Source organism: Streptomyces sp. NPDC057424 (assembly GCF_042803315.1).
Lineage (GTDB): Bacteria > Actinomycetota > Actinomycetes > Streptomycetales > Streptomycetaceae > Streptomyces.
In genome coordinates, this window is sequence record NZ_JBHVCP010000037.1 from 54743 (window position 1) to 71166 (window position 16424).

A 16424-nucleotide genomic window follows, 5' to 3' on the forward strand; every position below is an offset into this window, starting at 1 on the left:
CCAACACGTCGAGTCGACTCGTCAACAGAGCGTGGAACGGCTGAAGTTGGGCGTCAATCCCTCGCGCACGGGAAAATATCGGTGCACAGTGAGAAGTTCACAGATCCGGCTGCGACGGCGTGGGAGGTTCCGGATGGTGGACGAGGATGCGGCCTGGCTGGGCGTCGACCTGGGCACGCAGAGCGTGCGCGTGCTGCTCGTCACCGGCGACGGCACGGTCCTCGGCAGCGGCTCGGCCCCGTTGACCGGGCGGCGGGACGGGGTGCGGCACGAGCAGGATCCCCTGCGCTGGTGGGCGGCGCTGTGCACCGCGTCCCGGGCCGCCCTCGGCTCCGCGCCCCCGGGCCTGCCGATCGGCGGACTCGCGGTGTGCGGCACGTCCGGCACGGTGCTGCTGACGGACGGCCCGGGCCGCCCGGTGAGCCCCGCGCTGATGTACGACGACGGGCGGGCGAAGGCGCAGGCCGCCCGGGCCCGGGAGGCGGGGCTCGCGGTCCAGGACACCTGGGCGCTGCCGAAGGCGTCGTGGCTGGTGGAGGAGTACGGCGGCACCTCCCTGCGCCTGACGCACCAGCCCGACCTGATCGTCTGCCGGCTCACGGGCGAGCCGCCTCCGGCCGATTCCAGCCATGCCCTCAAGACGGGCTACGACCTCGAGGGCGACCGCTGGCCGGAGGCCGTACTGGCCGAACTGGGCCTTTCCGACGGCCTGTTCCCAAGCGTCGTCCGTCCGGGGACGCGCCTCGGTGAGGTCTGCCCGGCCGCCGCCGGTGCCACCGGCATCCCCGCCGGCACGCCCGTGCTCGCCGGGATGACCGACGGCTGCGCGGGCCAGATCGCGTCGGGCGCGCTGCGGCCCGGCTCCTGGAACTCCGTGCTCGGCACCACGCTCGTACTGAAGGGCGCCGCCCGCGACCCGGTCCGCGACCCCACCGGCGTGGTCTACAACCACCGCGCTCCGGACGGCACGTGGTTGCCGGGCGGGGCGTCGAGCGTCGGGGCCGGTGCGCTCGCGGCGCATTTCCCGGAGGCCGACCCGTCGGAGATGGACGCACCGGCCATGGCGTTCGAGCCGTCGAGTGCGATCGCCTACCCCCTCGTCTCTCCGGGGGAGCGGTTCCCGTTCCGCGCACCGGAGGCCACCTCGTTCGTCCTGGGCGACCCCGCGGAGGACGCCGACCTGTGGGCGGCACTGCTCCAGGGCGTCGGATTCGCCGAACGCCTGTGCCTGGACTACCTGCACCACCTCGGCGCTTCCCTCGACGGCCCGCTCACCTTCACCGGCGGCGGCGCCCGCAGCCCCTACTGGAACCAGCTGCGCGCCGACATCCTGGGCCGCCCGGCCCGCGTCCCCGAGCAGACGGAACCGGCCCTGGGCATGGCGGCACTGGCCGCCTACGGGGCGTCGGGGGCCGGTGCGCTCGCGGACGTCGCCGAACGCATGGTCCGCGTCCGGACCGTCGTAGAACCCCGACCCGGCCGCACGGCGGCCTTCGCCGAGCCGTACGCGCGTCTCGTCGACGTCCTGCGGGACCGCGGCTGGCTGCCCGGTCCGGTCGCCGCGCACGCACACAGCCGTCTCAGCCGGGATACTTCCGCATCATGAGTACGACCCTTCTGCTGGTCCGCCACGGGCAGACCGTCTGGCACGCCGAGAACCGCTACGCCGGCATCAGCGACATCGACCTCACCGACACCGGCCGCGCCCAGGCCGAGGCCCTCGGCAGGTGGGCCGCCACCCATCCCGTCGACGCGATCTGGACGTCCCCGCTGTCCCGCGCCGTCGCCACCGCCGAGCCCGCCTGCCGTGCTCTGGGCCTCACCTCCCAGAGCGAACCCCACCTGCGTGAATGCGACTTCGGTGTGCTCGAGGGCCGCACGCTCGCCGAGTTCGAGGCCGAGGACCCGGAGTGGGCCGCGGCCTACCGGACCGACCCGGTGGAGCACTCCTTCCCCGGCGCCGAGGACCCGCTGGCGGCGGCGGCCCGCGGCGTGCGCGCCCTGCGGGACATCGCCGCCGCCCACCCCGGAGAACGCGTCCTGGTCGTCGCCCACAACACCCTGCTGCGCCTGGTGCTGTGCACCCTGCTGTCGATCCCGGTCGGCGAGTACCGCAGAGTGCTCCCCCGGTTGCGGAACGCGGCCATCAGCGAACTGCGTATGAACCCCGACGGTTCCGCCGCACTCCTCTCACTCAATATGCCGTGCGGGACCGATGTGCCGTAGCACTATGAGCACATGACGCAGATCGACACGTCGGTGCCGCATTCGGCCCGGATTTGGAACTACTGGCTGGGCGGCAAGGACAACTACCCGGTGGACGAGGCGGCCGGTGACGCGTACACCGCCGTCTTCCCCGGCATCGTCACCATCGCCCGCAGCAGCCGCGCCTTCCTCGGCCGCAGCATCCGCTACCTCGTCCAGGAGGCCGGCGTACGGCAGTTCCTCGACGTCGGCACCGGCCTGCCGACCGTCGACAACACCCACGAGGTCGCCCAGCGCCTCGCCCCCGAGGCGCGGATCGTCTACGTCGACAACGACCCGCTGGTCCTCGCGCACGCCCGCGCCCTGCTCACCTCCACCCCCGCGGGCGCGACGGCGTACGAGCCCATCAACCTCCACGAGCCCGAGCAGATCATCGAGGCGGCGGGGAAGACCCTCGACCTCACCCGGCCCACGGCCCTGATCCTCAGCGGCATCCTGGGGCACGTGGCCGACTACGAGCAGGCCCGCGACCTGGTCCGCCGCCTCCTGGCCGGGCTGCCCCCGGGCAGCTACCTCTCCCTCAACGAGGGCTCCCGCGGCACGGATCCGGTCTACGAGCAGGCCCAGGACGGCTACAACGAGACCGGCGCGGTCCCGTACTTCCTGCGGCCGGTCGAGCAGATCGAGGCGTTCTTCGAGGGGCTGGAGCTGGTGGAGCCGGGCGTGGTCTCGGTGCCGCTGTGGCATCCCGAGCCGGGCGCGCCGACCGTGCCGATCGGACAGCACGGCGGTCTGGGCCGCAAGCCGTAGCGCACGCATGGGAAACGCGCACGCACGGGAAACCCCCGCGAGTCACGTCCTCGCGGGGGCTTCCTTCTTTCCGCCTGCCGTTCGTGAAGGGTGAGAAGACGATCACGAGGCAGGACGCTTCACGGGGCCGTGGTCACGGCGCCAGCAGCAGCACGTCCGCCCGGGACTTGGCGGCCTCGTAACGGCGCGCCACGTCCTGCCAGTTGACGACCTGCCACATCGCCTCGATGAAGTCGACCTTCTGGTTGCGGTACTGCAGGTAGAAGGCGTGCTCCCACGCGTCGAAGACGAGGACCGGGGTGGCGGCCTGGCCGACGTTGCCCTGGTGGTCGTAGACCTGCTCCACGATCAGCCGCCCGCTCAGCGGCTCGTAGGCGAGCACGCCCCAGCCGGAACCCTGCGTGGTCGCGGAGGCCTTGGACAACTGAGCCTTGAAGTTCGCGAACGACCCGAAGGACTCGGTGATCGCGTCCGCCAGCTCGCCCACGCCGTCCTGCGCCAGCGGCTCACCGCCGCCGTCCTTCGGGCCGGTCATGTTCTGCCAGTAGATGCTGTGCAGGATGTGCCCGGACAGATGGAAGGCCAGGTTCTTCTCCAGCCCGTTGAGCGCCCCCCACGTCTCCTTGTCCCGTGCCTCGGCAAGCTGCTCCAGCGTGTCGTTGGCGCCTTTCACATAGGCCGCGTGGTGCTTGTCGTGGTGCAGCTCGATGATCTCGGGGCTGATCACGGGGGCGAGCGCGGAGTAGTCGTACGGGAGCTCGGGCAGCGTGTAGACGGGCATGGGTGGGTCCCCCTCCGGACTCTTATTGCACATCGCTTGCAACTGCACGTTAGCAGCAGGAGAGTGGCAGTGGGTGGCCCGGGCACGCAAAAAGGCCCGCGCGTGTGTCGCGCGGGCCTTTCGGCGGTGCTTTCCTACTGCTTGGCGCGGGCCTTCTGCCACGCGTACCCGAACGCCGCCAGGGTCAGGATCATCCCGCCCGTCGAGTACAGCTGCACCCGCGTGTCCGGCTCCCGGGCCATCAGGACGAAGACCGCGGCCATGCCGGCCAGGGCGGCCCAGGTCAGCCACGGGAACGCCCACATGCGTACGGCCAGCTTCTCGGGGGACTCGCGCTCCAGGCGGCGGCGCAGGCGCAGTTGCGAGACGGCGATGAAGATCCAGACGGCAAGGATCACCGCGCCGATCATGTTCAGCAGCCAGGCGAAGACGTCGTTCGGCCGCCAGTAGCTCAGCAGCACGCACAGGAACCCGAAGACCGAGGACGCCAGCACGGCGGTCCGCGGCACCCCGCCCGAGACCCGGCCCAGCCCCTTCGGGCCCTGGCCGCGCTCCACCAGCGAGTACGCGATGCGGGAGGCGCCGTAGATGTTGGCGTTCATCGCCGACAGCAGGGCGACCAGGACGACCACGTTCATCAGCTGGCCGGCGCCCGGGATGCCGAGCTCGTCGAGGGCGGCGACGTAGGGGCCCTTCTCGACAACCGCCTCGGAGTCCCACGGCACCAGGGTGACGATGACGGCCATCGAGCCGATGTAGAACAGCGCGATGCGCCACATCGCCGTACGGACCGCGCTCGCGACGCCCTTGACGGGGTTCTCCGACTCGGCGGCCGCGATGGTGACCGTCTCCAGGCCGCCGTAGGCGAAGACCGAGGCGAGCAGGCCGATGACCAGGCCCTCGCCGCCGTTCGGCAGGAAGTCCGTGAGGTGGCTCGCGCCCGGGGAGTCCGTGCCGGGCAGGATCCCGAGGATCGCCAGGACGCCGAGCACCAGGAACAGAGTGATGGCGCCGACCTTCAGTGCCGCGAACCAGAACTCGAACTCGCCGAAGTTCTTCACGGCCGCGAGGTTCGTACCGCAGAAGACGACCATGAACAGCGCCACCCACGCCCACTCCGGCGTGCCCGGCAGCCAGCCGCTGGCGATCTTCGCGGCGCCGATGCCCTCCAGGCCGACAGCGGTGCAGAGCAGCACCCAGAAGGACCAGCCGGCGGTGAATCCGGCCCAGGGGCCGATCGCCCGTTCCGCGTGCGCCGAGAACGACCCCGACGACGGATACGCGGCCGACATCTCGCCGAGCATTCGCATCACCAGCATCACGAGGACACCGGAGAGCGCGTAGGCGACCACGATCGACGGACCGGCCGCGGCGATACCGGCACCGGAGCCGACGAACAGACCGGCTCCGATCACCCCGCCGAGGGCGATCATCGACAGGTGGCGCTGCTTCAGGTCATGAGAGAGGGGAGTGCCGCCCGTGCTGGGCGGCGTCTCCGTGGTGGTGCTGCTGGGCATGGGCGCGGCTCGTCCAATGCGTGAGGGGCGTACGAGGGCAAAAACGCCGCCAGTGTCGGATGCCTCTCCTCCGGCACGGAGAGGCATCCCACTATGCGGACGGTCTCGTCGCTCTCCGTGGCCGTGCGGCGACCGGTGTGCAGTGCGAGCCCCCGCCCTCGGCGATGTGGCTCTCCTTGCTCCCGCGACCAGCGGTGACGCCGCCACGCTGCCCGCGTCCCCCCCTGGCCGCCCGCCGCGAACCCGGCCCCAGCGCCCGGCTGCCGGGAGCCCCGGCGAGCCCGGGCCGCCGGCGCGTCGGTGGCCCGGGCCGGCACCTGCGCGGGCTCGGCCCGTTCGTGCTCCGCCTCGCTGCGGGCCACCACCCGCCCGCGCAGGCCGTGCAGCGCGACCGTGGCGTACGGCGCCGCCGCATCGGCGACACGGGGGCCGGCGCCTTTGGGGGAAACCTACAGACGCCCGATGTCCCGCTTCCGTGTCACATGGCACCTCATCACCGTGACCGGCATCACGCCGTACTCGCTGTAACCCGCATCCTTTGTTCGAAGCCGACCAACGGCCGGTCCACGCCTTTGTGGACGGCTGACGGTGATCGGGCCGGGCGCGCTGGGATAGCGTCACGGTGTCCCACCGGCCCTCACCCTCGCGGAGTCCCCATGAGCACCGCTGCCGCCACACCCGCCCGCACCGGACAGGTCCTCGCCGACCTGCTCCCCGCCTCCCGAGTCCGGGACGCGGCCCTCGTGCTCGGCGGCGCCGCGCTCACCGGCCTCGCCGCCCAGATCTCCGTGCCCGTTCCGGGCTCCCCGGTGCCGGTGACCGGGCAGACCTTCGCCGCGCTGCTCGTCGGCACGTCCCTCGGTGCCGGCCGCGGCTTCCTCGCTCTCGCGCTGTACGCCCTCGCGGGCATCGCCGGTGTGCCGTGGTTCGCCGGCGCCTCCTCCGGTGCCGCCCCCTCCTTCGGCTACATCCTCGGCATGATCCTCGCCTCCACCGTCGTCGGTGCCCTGGCCCGCCGTGGCGCCGACCGCTCGATGCTGCGCATGGCCGGCACGATGCTGGTGGGCGAGGCGATCATCTACGCCATCGGTGTGCCCTACCTCGCGCTCGCCACCGGTATGTCCGCCACCGCCGCGATCGCGGCCGGCCTCACGCCGTTCCTCATCGGCGACGCGTTGAAGGCGGCGCTGGCGATGGGTGCCCTGCCGACGGCCTGGAAGTTCGCGAACAAGCGCTGAACCCGCAGACGTTGCCGAGAGGCCCGCCGGGGGCGTGCTCCCCCCGGCGGGCCTCTCCGCGTACTCCGGACGCAACAGGGGCTGGATCAACCCTCCCGAGCCCCCGGTCGCCGCCGCTGCGACCACCACATTCCGGCCACGCCCGCCGCGAGCAGTGACGCACCGGCCGTGCCCAGCGGCAGCAGATCACGGGCCGGACCGGTCTTCGGCAGTTCCTTGCCGCCCGGACCCGCCGGCTCGTTGTCGGTGCCGAGCAGCAGGGGAGTGGCCGGGGCGTCCGGCGACGGGTTGCTCGTGCCGAACGGCACCGGCCCCTGCTGCCAGAGGGTCTTCTTCCCGTCACTCGTCTGCACGGGCAGACAGATCTTCCCGGTCTTGCCGAGGTCGAACGTCGCGTCGACGGCGTACGACTTCGACTTACCGGCCGCGAGATTGTCGATCGGACATGCGAATCCGCTGTTCGAACCCTCCGGAAGTCCGTTCTCGGGTATCGCCGAACATCCCTCGACGCCCTTGACGACAAGCCCGTCGAAACCGACGACCAACAGCCTGATCTTCCCGCTGTCCTTGCTTCCCTCGTTCTTCACCGTTGCGGTAATCGCCGTCTTTTCCGAACCGTTGTCGACCGAGATCTTCCCGGGCAGCAGCGTGGTGAGCTTCACTCCCGCCGGTGCCTCGTCAACTGCCTTTCCTCCCTTGCTGCTCGGCGGTCCCTCGTCCTTCGCCCCAGCCGTGCCGGAAAGGATCATCACCGCCGAGAGCGATGCCAGGACCAGCGATCCCGCGATCGCCGTCGTGTGACGAGAACTCATGTTCGGCCCCCCTTGCGCCCCCTGGGCTGCGCCTGAATTCGCAGCACTGAAAGAGGTACCACAAGATTTCACCGCACTATCCTGGTACGGCGCGAAGTGTGACCGTTGTGTTTCACTGGAGTCGGTCGCGGCGTCGTGGAGGGGGTGCAGCGGATTGCCGGGAAATGCGAACAGCGGCGGTGTTCCAGGGATATTGGTGACGGGACGCTATCGGTTGGTCGAAAGTATCGGCCAGGGGGGAATGGGGCGGGTGTGGCGAGCCGCCGACGAAATACTCGACCGGCAGGTGGCCGTCAAGGAAATGCGTATCGACGGTCTCGACGCGGAGGACAGCAGGACCCGCCGTGAACGCACCCTGCGCGAGGCCAGGGCCACGGCCCGGATCGACCACCCCAACGTCGTACGGGTCTACGACGTGGTCGACGAGGGTGAACGCCTGTGGATCGTCATGGAGTTGGTGGCGGGCCGCTCCCTCGAACGGATCCTCGCGGAGACGGGCCCGCTGAGCCCCGGCGAGACGGCCCGCATCGGCCTCGGTCTGGTCGCGGCACTGCGGCAGGTGCATGAACGGGGCGTACTGCACCGCGACATCAAGCCCGGGAACGTGCTCGTGGAGCACGCGGACGGGGTGGCCGGATCCGGACGCGCCAACGGCACTGCTTCCGGCCAGGGACGGCGCGTCGTCCTCACGGACTTCGGCATCGCCGCGATCCAGGACGCCAAGGCGCTCACGATGGTCGGCATGCTGGTCGGCTCGCCCGACTACATGGCCCCCGAGCGCATCTCGGGCCGCCCCCAGGGCCCACCGTCCGACATCTGGTCCCTCGGCGCGACCCTCTGTGCGTCCCTGGGCGGCCGCTCCCCGTTCTCCCGCGACTCCACACTGGCGACCCTGCACGCGGTTCTCTACGAGGAGCCGGAACTCCCCGCAGCGTGGGGCCCGTTGCGGGACATCCTGACGTCCCTGCTGGCGAAGGAACCGTCGGCTCGCCCGGACCTGGAGGCACTGGAGACGGCGCTGGCGCCGGTGGCGTTTGCGGTCCCGACACCGACGGTCGCGGTGGGGCTGCGGGACGCGGAACCGGAGCGATCACGGGGACCGGAACCGGCGTTCGCGTCGGCCCATGAGCCTGTGGCGGGTCCGGACCCCGCGCCCGCCCCGGACCCGGAAACCCTTGGAGGGCGACAACCGGTTCCGGAAGGGCAGTCGCCGGCCCCCCTCCTCGCACCCCCACCGGAGTCACCCACCCCCGCCGTCCTCCCGGCTCCCTGTCCCGCCGATCCACGGGACCCCCGCCGACACCACCACGCCACACCTGCGCCCACACCGACGGAAGCCGCCGCGAAGTCCCTGCCGGTGGCGGCCCGTTCCGAAAGCCGGGCCGGCGGCACCACCCACCGCCCGAGCCCTGTCTCCCTCACTCGCGCACAAGCGGAGACCGAGCACCGCCCGCGCCCCACACCCGCGCCGATGCCGCCGGGTGAACTCCCCGGCCCCGCCGTCCCGGCCACCCCCCGCCCTCGTTCCCGTACCGGCGCAGGGCGTCGCCGTAACGTGCTCGCCGCCGCGGCGGCCACCCTCGCCACCGCCGGCACCGTCGTCGGAATCCTGCTGGCGACGACATCGGGCTCGCCGGGCGGCGACGACACCCCCCGCGCCGGATCCTCGGAGTCCGCGCCTGCCACCACCGGGGACACCACCCCCTCGCCCACCGTCGAGGGCACCACCAGGCCGCAGACCCTGCCGCCCGGCGCGCACCGGGAGGCAGGCGGGTTCGCCTGGGCGACACCGGGCGGCTGGCGGCGGGATGTGAAGACGGGCGCGGAGGTGCACTACACCTCCCCGGACGGCGCCCAGGAACTGGTCGGCAAGTCCTCCCTGGCCCGCGGCGACCTGCTGGAGACCTGGCAGACCTCGGAGCGCAACGCCCACCAGGGCCAGGACTACCGCAAGATCCGCCTGGAGGAGACGACGTTCCGCGGCCACCCCGCGGTGGTCTGGGAGTACACGTTCACGCTGAAGGGCGTCCACTGGCACGCCCGTCTGCTCGGCTTCAACGTGACCGGCACGTCGTATCAGGTCAACACGTGGTACCAGGCCGGGATCGAGCAGGAGGCACTCGCCACCTACGAGAAGGTCAAGGACAGCTTCACGGTGCTGTAGGCAGCCGCGGGCAATGCCGCAGACGAACGAAAGGGGGCCTGCGGCGCGTGCGGCAGCACGCACCACAGGCCCCCTTTCCCGGCGAACGGCGAGGGGCCGGAGGATCAGCCGGCCGACACCTCGCTCCGCTCCTCACTCCGAACCTGCGGGGCGTCAGGGGCCGGAGGCCCCCCGCGCACCCCCTTCTTCACGAAGGCGATGACGAGGACCACCGCCGCGACGAGCAGCGACAGCAGGATGGTCCGGCGCCCGTCGTGCTCGGTGTCGGTGAGCATGTAGCCGAGGATGAACACGATCAGCGCGGCGGTCGCCCAGGTCAGATACGGGTACAGCCACATCTTCACCACGAGCTTCTCGGGCGCCTCGGCCTGGATGATCTTCCGCATGCGCAGCTGGGAGAAGCAGATCACCAGCCACACGAACAGGGCGACCGCGCCGCTGGAGTTCACGAGGAAGAGGAAGACGGAGTCGGGGAACTCGTAGTTGAAGAAGACGGCGGCGAAGCCGAAGGCGACGGAGGCGAGGATCGCCGTGCGCGGAACGCCGTTGGGGGTCGTGCGGGCGAACGCCTTCGGGGCGTCACCGCGCCGGCCGAGGGAGAAGGCCATGCGGGAGGCGGTGTAGAGGCCGGAGTTGAGGCAGGACAGCACCGAGGTCAGCACGATGAAGTTCATGATCTGACCGGCGTGCGCGATGCCGAGGGAGTCGAGCGCGGCGACGTAGGAGCCGTCCTTGGTGATGGACGTGCTGTCCCACGGCAGCAGGGACACCACGACGAAGATCGAGCCGAGGTAGAAGACGGCGACACGCCAGATGATGCTGTTGGTGGCCTTGGTGACGGCCTGCCGCGGGTTCTCGGACTCACCGGCGGCCAGGGTGGCGATCTCGCTGCCCATGAAGGAGAAGACGACGAGCAGCACACCGGTGAGGATGGCGCCGGCCCCGTGGGGCAGGAAGCCGCCGTGCTGGGTGAGGTTGCCCAGCCCGGCCTGCTCACTGTCCACTCCGGGCAGCAGCCCGAAGACGGCCAGCCCGCCGATGACGATGAACGCGGCGATGGCGACGACCTTGATGCCCGCGAACCAGAACTCGAACTCGCCGTAGGAGCCGACGGAGACCAGGTTGGTCGCGGTCAGCACCAGCATCACGATCAGAGCCCAGCCCCACTGGGGCACGGCCGGTATCCACCCCTCCAGGATCACGGCTCCGGCGGTCGCTTCGACCGCCAGTACGACGACCCAGAAGAACCAGTACAGCCAGCCGATGGAGAAACCGGCCCAGGATCCGAGAGCCCGGTCGGCGTGCGCGGAGAAGGAACCCGAGGTCGGATTGGCCGCCGACATCTCACCGAGCATCCGCATCACCAGCACCACGAGCGTGCCGACGAGGGCGTACGACAGCAGGATGCCGGGCCCGGCGGTGGCGATACCGGAACTGGACCCCACGAAGAGTCCGGCGCCGATGACACCGCCGATGGCGATCATCGAGAGGTGCCGGTTCTTGAGCCCGGCCTGCAGCCCGGAGCCCTCGGCTCCGGGTTCTCCGGGCCGTCCGGGATCGTTTCCGGCCTTGTTCAGAGTCGGCTGCGAGGTCATGGAACGGATTTCCTTTGCGCCGGGGAGCTGTACTTCCGTACGGAACCGCGCAGGCCCTGCGAACGGGGGTGTGTCGCGGCACGGCGGCGTACGGGGGCTCGTACGAGCGATGAACGATTCGGTCCAGTGAATCGGAGGCGAAGGATCAAGAGAACCTTTGAATCCAGATTGTTACTTGAGGTTTTCCTGAGGTTCTGTTATACGACTCACAGTCGCCTCGAGTTTTCATGAGCGCCACCCCGCGCGCTTTCCCGGAAACACCCGTGTCACACTCGTCCCATGCGCGTGTACCTCGGCTCGGACCATGCGGGCTACGAACTCAAGAACCACCTCGTCGAGTGGCTGAAGGAGGCGGGTCACGACCCCGTCGACTGTGGCCCGCACATCTACGACGCCCAGGACGACTACCCGCCCTTCTGCCTCCGCGCAGCGGAGCGCACGGCCACGGACCCCGACGCCCTCGGCGTCGTCATCGGCGGCTCGGGCAACGGCGAGCAGATCGCCGCGAACAAGGTCAAGGGCGTCCGCGCGGCCCTCGCCTGGAGTGAGGAGACGGCCTCCCTGGGCCGCCAGCACAACAACGCGAACGTGGTCGCGGTGGGCGCGCGCATGCACACGCAGGACGAGGCGACGAAGTTCGTGGAGGCCTTCCTCGGCACCCCGTTCTCCGGTGACGAGCGGCACGTCCGCCGCATCGACATGCTGTCCGCCTACGAAACGACCGGCGACCTGCCCCCGATCCCGCCGCACCACCCGCAGCGGTAACCCGGCCTGCCGGTCGGGCTGACCGGCACGACCCGCGCCCACTCCCACGCCGGGCGGGCACCCGCTTCGGCCGCAGGGCCCGGTTTCCGGGCTCTGCGCGCGGGCCGGGACGCGGCCCGCGAAGCACCGCACGAGGCGGGGGCCACGGGGAGCCCGCCGCGCGGACCGCCCCGGTTTCCGTCTCCGAGCCCCATGCGGGGCCGGCACCGGCACTTGGTGCGTAGGTCGTGGCGGAGCCTCAGGCACGAGCCCGGCACTGGTCCAGCCCCGAATCCAAGCGGTCCGGCTGAGGCGCGAGGATGCGGCATCCGACCCGAACTCGGGGCCCGGAGCCCGACCAGCGGGCGGCGGGGGCGGCACAGACGTGCTCGGAGTGCCGGGGCGCAGCCCCGCGAGGGGTGCGGAGGACGGAGTTCCCGCCGGGGGGCCGGGGCGGGGCCCGGGGCATGCCGACCTCGACGTCCTGACGAATCGAGTCGGGCTGGTGAGTGGGCGAAGGCAACGAACACAGGGAGAACCCGTGCCGGAAGGCCACACCATCCACCGCCTCGCCCTGGACTACGCCGCCGCCTTCCGCGGCACGAAGCCCCGCACCACCAGCCCCCAGGGCAAGTTCACACCCGCCGCCACCCTCCTCACCGGCACGGAACTCACCCATACGGAAGCCCACGGCAAGCATCTCTTCCTCGGCTTCCGCGACACCGACTGGATCCACATCCACCTCGGCCTCTTCGGCAAGGTCACCTTCGGTCCGGCCCCCGAACCGCCCCCCAGCGACACCGTCCGCCTCCGCCTGGCGAACGACACCACGTACGTGGACCTCCGGGGCCCCGCGACCTGCGCCCTGATCACACCCCCGGAGAAGCAGGCGATACACGACCGTCTCGGCCCCGACCCCCTCCGCGACGACGTCGACCCGGACACCGCGTACCGCCGCATCACCCGCAGCCGTACGACGATCGCCGCCCTCCTCATGGACCAGAAGGTCATCGCCGGCGTCGGAAACGTCTACCGTGCCGAGGTCCTCTTCCGGCACCGCATCGACCCGTACCGCGCCGGCCGGGACATCACCCCCACCGAGTGGCACGCGATCTGGACCGACCTCGTCGACCTCATGCGCGAGGGCGTCCGCGACAACCGCATCGACACCGTCCGCCCGGAGCACACCCCGGAGGCCATGGGGCGCCCACCCCGCGTGGACGACCACGGCGGCGAGGTGTACGTCTACCGCAGGGCCGGCCTGCCCTGCCACATCTGCGGCGGCGAGATCCGCACCGCCGGCCTCGCCGCCCGCAACCTCTTCTGGTGCCCGGCCTGCCAACGCCCCTGAAACCGCACGGGCGTCAGAACCCGTGCGGCAGCCAGGGCGGCACACGCGTCCCGAACCCGAGCGACGCCTCCGCCAGGGCCCCCGGCCGGATCTCCCGTACCCGCCCGGCCGTCGCCAGCGAGGCCAGCGACACACCGCCGAGATACGCCGCGCCCAACTCCCGTACCGACAGGGCGACATCCGCCGCATCGGCGGTACGCTCGCAGGACGCCCCCTTCGCGTCCCCGCTCAGCCGCCAACGCCCCGCGTTCCAGGGGCAGAACGTGTCCTCCACGTCGAACACCACATCCACCGGCGTCTGATACGTCCGCGCCTCCAGCGCGGCTCCCACCTCCACCGGCCGCACGTACAGCGAGTCCCGCAACCATGGCTGACACCGCCGCGGGTCCGACACGAGGTACTGCCACGCGTCGTCCGCCGGACGCCCCCGCACGGTCACCTTCGTCGTCAGGTCGATCCCGAACAGGAACCGCCACAACGCGGCGTTCGCCGCGGGGTCCAGCGCTGCCAAGTCCTCTACGGAAACTGTGCCGTTGGACCCGGACAGCTCCCACTCGGGCTTGACGCGGTACCGCGCGTACCCCACCGTCTCCCCGTCCCGCTCGGCGAGCACGCACTGCAGGGGCGACGCCCCCTCCCGCTCGCTTGCCGGATCGAGCACCCCGAGCCGCTCCCAGCCGGGCCGCCGGGCCAGCATCCCGGGCCGCTCCGGAACCAGCCGGGCGTACAGCGCCTCGCACACGTCGAGCACATCGGCCGGCACCGCGTACCGCACCCGTACGTCGTCCGTACCGTCCGGCACCGACAGGTGTACCCGGGTCGTGTCGATTTCGGCGGCCAACGAGAAGGTCGCGTTGCCGTATCCGAACCGCCCGTAGATCGCGGGCTCGGACGCGGTGAGTACGGCCAGCGGCTCACCCCACGCCCGTACATCGTCGAGCTGCCGCCGCATCATCGACGTCAGCAGACCGCGTCGGCGATGGGTGGCGGCCACGCTGACCATCGTGACGCCCGCGACCGGCAGTGACGCGCCGCCGGGCACGGTCAGCCGGAAGCTGAACGCCCCGGCCGTCCCCACGCACTCGTCCCCGTCCCAGACGCCGAGTGAACGGTCGAACTCGGTCAGCGAGTTCCACAACTCCCGCTCCTCGGCGGCCTCCGGCACCCCTCCGAATCCCCGGACCAGAGTGTCGTACCACTTGTCCCAATCGTCCTTCTGAAGGACCCGCAGGTCGGTCGAAAGACCGTTCGCGTCAGTTGCCATGAGCCATGCCTACCAGGGCATTGCGGGACGAGCGAGGGAATTTTCCCCGGGCGGCGGCAGGGCGGCGCGCTGTGAAGTCCACTGTGAAGTCGGCCCTCGGACGGGGGACAAGTGGGACCTCCCGTGCCAAGGGGCTGGTCCGATGGATAGGGTCCCGGACTAATGGCATCAGGACGAGGACGGCGCGCGGAAGCCGACACGTTCACGGCCCGGTTGAAGAAGCAGTGGCACCGGGTCCGCGTCGGCGTGCGCCGAGCCGCCGTGGACTACTTCCGCGGCAACGGCTCGGACTGGATCGCCCTGGCCGGTCTGCTCCTGATGGTGCCCCTGATCGCGGCGGCGACTCTGGCGAACTCGGTGTGGTTCTCACCGGCTGCGCTGGTGCTGCCGGTCGTCGTGGGCGGGCTGCTGCTGCGCCCGGCGAGCCTGCTCGGCCTGTACGCGGCGGCGGCCACGGCACTGATCGTGGAGTCGCTGCAACTCGGCCCGTACACGGAAGGCCCGTCGAGGGTCACCCCGGGCGTCGTGCTCGTGGTCGCGGCCTGCGGCTTCTTCGGGCTGCTCCTGGCCCAGTTCCGCAGCCGGGTCGGTGTGCCCTGGCGGCGCGGCGGCACCATGCTGTTCGACCTGCGCGAACGCATCCGGGTGCAGAGCAAGCTGCCCGACCTGCCCGACGGCTGGCACCGTGAGATGGCGCTGCGTCCGGCGGGCGGCCAGTCCTTCTCGGGCGACTTCGTGGTGGCGGCGCGTACCAACGGCGGCCGTACGCTCGAAGTCGTCCTCACGGACGTCTCCGGCAAGGGCATGGACGCGGGCTCGCGCGCTCTGCTGCTGTCCGGCGCGTTCGGCGGCCTGCTCGGCTCCCTCCCGCCGCACGCCTTCCTCCCGGCCGCGAACGGCTACCTCCTGCGCCAGGACTGGGACGAGGGCTTCGCCACCTCCATCCACCTGGTCCTCGACCTGGACTCCGGCGACTACGAGCTCTACTCCGCCGGCCACCCGCCGGGCCTCCAGCTCAGCGCGGGCAGCGGCCGCTGGGAGGAGAAGGCGACCGAGGGACCGCTCCTCGGGGTGTACGACGGTGCCCAGTTCGACCCGGTGAAGGGCTCACTGCGGCCGGGAGACGTGCTGATGCTGTTCACGGACGGCCTGGTGGAGACCGCCGACCGCGACATCGTCGAGGGCATCGACCGCCTCACCGGCGAGGCCGACCGCTATGTGGCCGGCGGTTTCCACGGCGCCGCCTGGCACCTCATCGAGGCGGTGGCCAAGGACGTCAACGACGACCGGGCCCTGCTGCTGATCTGCCGCGAGGGACCCACGGCCGCGGCCACCCGCTGAGGTGGGTTCTTCCCCGGTCCGGGGGCCGTCCTCGATCGACCTCACCCTCCGGCACGGCAGCTGCACCGCGGTGACGGGCCCCTGGTGACGACGGTCCTGGACCGCCGTCGCGCACGGCGGCGCTGCGCGGGACACTGGAGCGGTGACGGAGACATCCCGTATGACCCTGGCCCAGGTCGAGGCCACCGCCCGCGCCGCGCACGCCGGCCAGACCGACAAGGCGGGACGGCCCTACGCCGAGCACCTCCAGGCCGTGGCGGAGGGCGTACGGGCGCGGGGCGGCGACGACGAGCAGATCGCGGCGGCCTGGCTGCACGACGCCGTCGAGGACGGCGCCCTCTCGGCCGAGTGGCTGCGCGAGGCCGCGCTGAGCAGCCGTACGAAGGACATCGTCCTCGCGGTCACCAAGCGGGCGGGGGAGCCGCCCGGGACGTACGCCGCGCGGATCCTCGCCACGCCCGGCGCGCTCCTGGTGAAGGAGTCGGACCTGGCGCACAACGCGGACCCGGCCCGTCTCGCGGTCCTCGACGAGGAGACCCGCAGACGACTGACCGAGAAGTACGCACGGATGCGCGCACTTCTCGGTCGCGTCGGATGAATCC

14 protein-coding genes are annotated in these 16424 nt (G+C 71.3%); 9 read left to right on the forward strand and 5 right to left on the reverse strand.

Annotation, left to right across the window (positions count from 1 at the left end):
* Positions 1-133: 133 nt before the first annotated feature.
* The 3 genes from ACFU3E_RS25985 to ACFU3E_RS25995 are packed head-to-tail and all read left to right on the forward strand — an operon-like array spanning position 134 to position 3015.
* On the forward strand, positions 134-1606 hold the full coding sequence (locus ACFU3E_RS25985) for an FGGY-family carbohydrate kinase (protein WP_384162821.1): 1473 nt from the start codon (positions 134-136) through the stop codon (positions 1604-1606).
* A complete protein-coding gene (locus ACFU3E_RS25990) occupies positions 1603-2226 on the forward strand; it encodes a histidine phosphatase family protein (protein ID WP_384162824.1) in 624 nt (207 codons plus the stop codon). Before ACFU3E_RS25985 ends, ACFU3E_RS25990 begins: the two co-directional genes overlap by 4 nt.
* A 12-nt stretch (positions 2227-2238) precedes the next feature.
* Positions 2239-3015 carry an SAM-dependent methyltransferase gene (locus tag ACFU3E_RS25995; protein ID WP_384162827.1) on the forward strand — a complete coding sequence of 259 codons (777 nt, stop codon included), beginning with the start codon at positions 2239-2241 and terminating at the stop codon, positions 3013-3015.
* Positions 3016-3148: 133 nt separating this feature from the next.
* Here ACFU3E_RS25995 and ACFU3E_RS26000 read toward each other — a convergent pair whose 3' ends face one another.
* Together ACFU3E_RS26000 and ACFU3E_RS26005 are read right to left on the reverse strand one after the other, a co-directional pair.
* Positions 3149-3796: a superoxide dismutase gene (locus ACFU3E_RS26000; protein ID WP_384162830.1), complete on the reverse strand. Its 648-nt coding sequence runs from the start codon at positions 3794-3796 to the stop codon at positions 3149-3151.
* Positions 3797-3930: 134 nt separating this feature from the next.
* The gene (locus tag ACFU3E_RS26005; protein WP_384162832.1) at positions 3931-5313 is read right to left on the reverse strand and encodes an amino acid permease; all 1383 of its coding nucleotides are present in this window, start codon (positions 5311-5313) and stop codon (positions 3931-3933) included.
* A 656-nt stretch (positions 5314-5969) separates the two neighbouring features.
* Here ACFU3E_RS26005 and ACFU3E_RS26010 point away from each other — a divergent pair.
* Positions 5970-6551 carry a biotin transporter BioY gene (locus tag ACFU3E_RS26010; RefSeq protein WP_384162835.1) on the forward strand — a complete coding sequence of 194 codons (582 nt, stop codon included), beginning with the start codon at positions 5970-5972 and terminating at the stop codon, positions 6549-6551.
* An 86-nt stretch (positions 6552-6637) separates the two neighbouring features.
* Here ACFU3E_RS26010 and ACFU3E_RS26015 read toward each other — a convergent pair whose 3' ends face one another.
* Positions 6638-7363, reverse strand: coding sequence for a hypothetical protein (locus ACFU3E_RS26015; RefSeq protein WP_384162838.1), 726 nt, complete (start codon positions 7361-7363; stop codon positions 6638-6640).
* Between the two features lie 193 nt (positions 7364-7556).
* Here ACFU3E_RS26015 and ACFU3E_RS26020 point away from each other — a divergent pair, with 193 nt between their 5' ends.
* Positions 7557-9527: a protein kinase gene (locus tag ACFU3E_RS26020; protein ID WP_384162841.1), complete on the forward strand. Its 1971-nt coding sequence runs from the start codon at positions 7557-7559 to the stop codon at positions 9525-9527.
* Between the two features lie 104 nt (positions 9528-9631).
* Here the strand turns inward: ACFU3E_RS26020 and ACFU3E_RS26025 are convergent, their stop codons facing one another.
* Positions 9632-11122, reverse strand: a complete 1491-nt coding sequence (locus ACFU3E_RS26025; RefSeq protein ID WP_384162844.1) for an amino acid permease — start codon at positions 11120-11122, stop codon at positions 9632-9634.
* Between the two features lie 279 nt (positions 11123-11401).
* Between ACFU3E_RS26025 and ACFU3E_RS26030 the strand changes: the two genes are divergently transcribed.
* Positions 11402-11887, forward strand: coding sequence for a ribose-5-phosphate isomerase (locus tag ACFU3E_RS26030; RefSeq protein ID WP_384162847.1), 486 nt, complete (start codon positions 11402-11404; stop codon positions 11885-11887).
* Between the two features lie 520 nt (positions 11888-12407).
* On the forward strand, positions 12408-13217 hold the full coding sequence (locus tag ACFU3E_RS26035; protein WP_384162850.1) for an Fpg/Nei family DNA glycosylase: 810 nt from the start codon (positions 12408-12410) through the stop codon (positions 13215-13217).
* Between the two features lie 13 nt (positions 13218-13230).
* On the opposite strand, the gene ACFU3E_RS26040 is transcribed toward ACFU3E_RS26035, so the two are convergent.
* Positions 13231-14481: a GNAT family N-acetyltransferase gene (locus tag ACFU3E_RS26040; RefSeq protein WP_384162853.1), complete on the reverse strand. Its 1251-nt coding sequence runs from the start codon at positions 14479-14481 to the stop codon at positions 13231-13233.
* A gap of 162 nt (positions 14482-14643) precedes the next feature.
* Here ACFU3E_RS26040 and ACFU3E_RS26045 point away from each other — a divergent pair, with 162 nt between their 5' ends.
* Both ACFU3E_RS26045 and ACFU3E_RS26050 read left to right on the forward strand, forming a co-directional pair.
* Positions 14644-15822, forward strand: coding sequence for a PP2C family protein-serine/threonine phosphatase (locus ACFU3E_RS26045; protein WP_384162856.1), 1179 nt, complete (start codon positions 14644-14646; stop codon positions 15820-15822).
* A gap of 160 nt (positions 15823-15982) precedes the next feature.
* Positions 15983-16420 carry an HD domain-containing protein gene (locus tag ACFU3E_RS26050; RefSeq protein ID WP_384162888.1) on the forward strand — a complete coding sequence of 146 codons (438 nt, stop codon included), beginning with the start codon at positions 15983-15985 and terminating at the stop codon, positions 16418-16420.
* Positions 16421-16424: the final 4 nt, after the last annotated feature.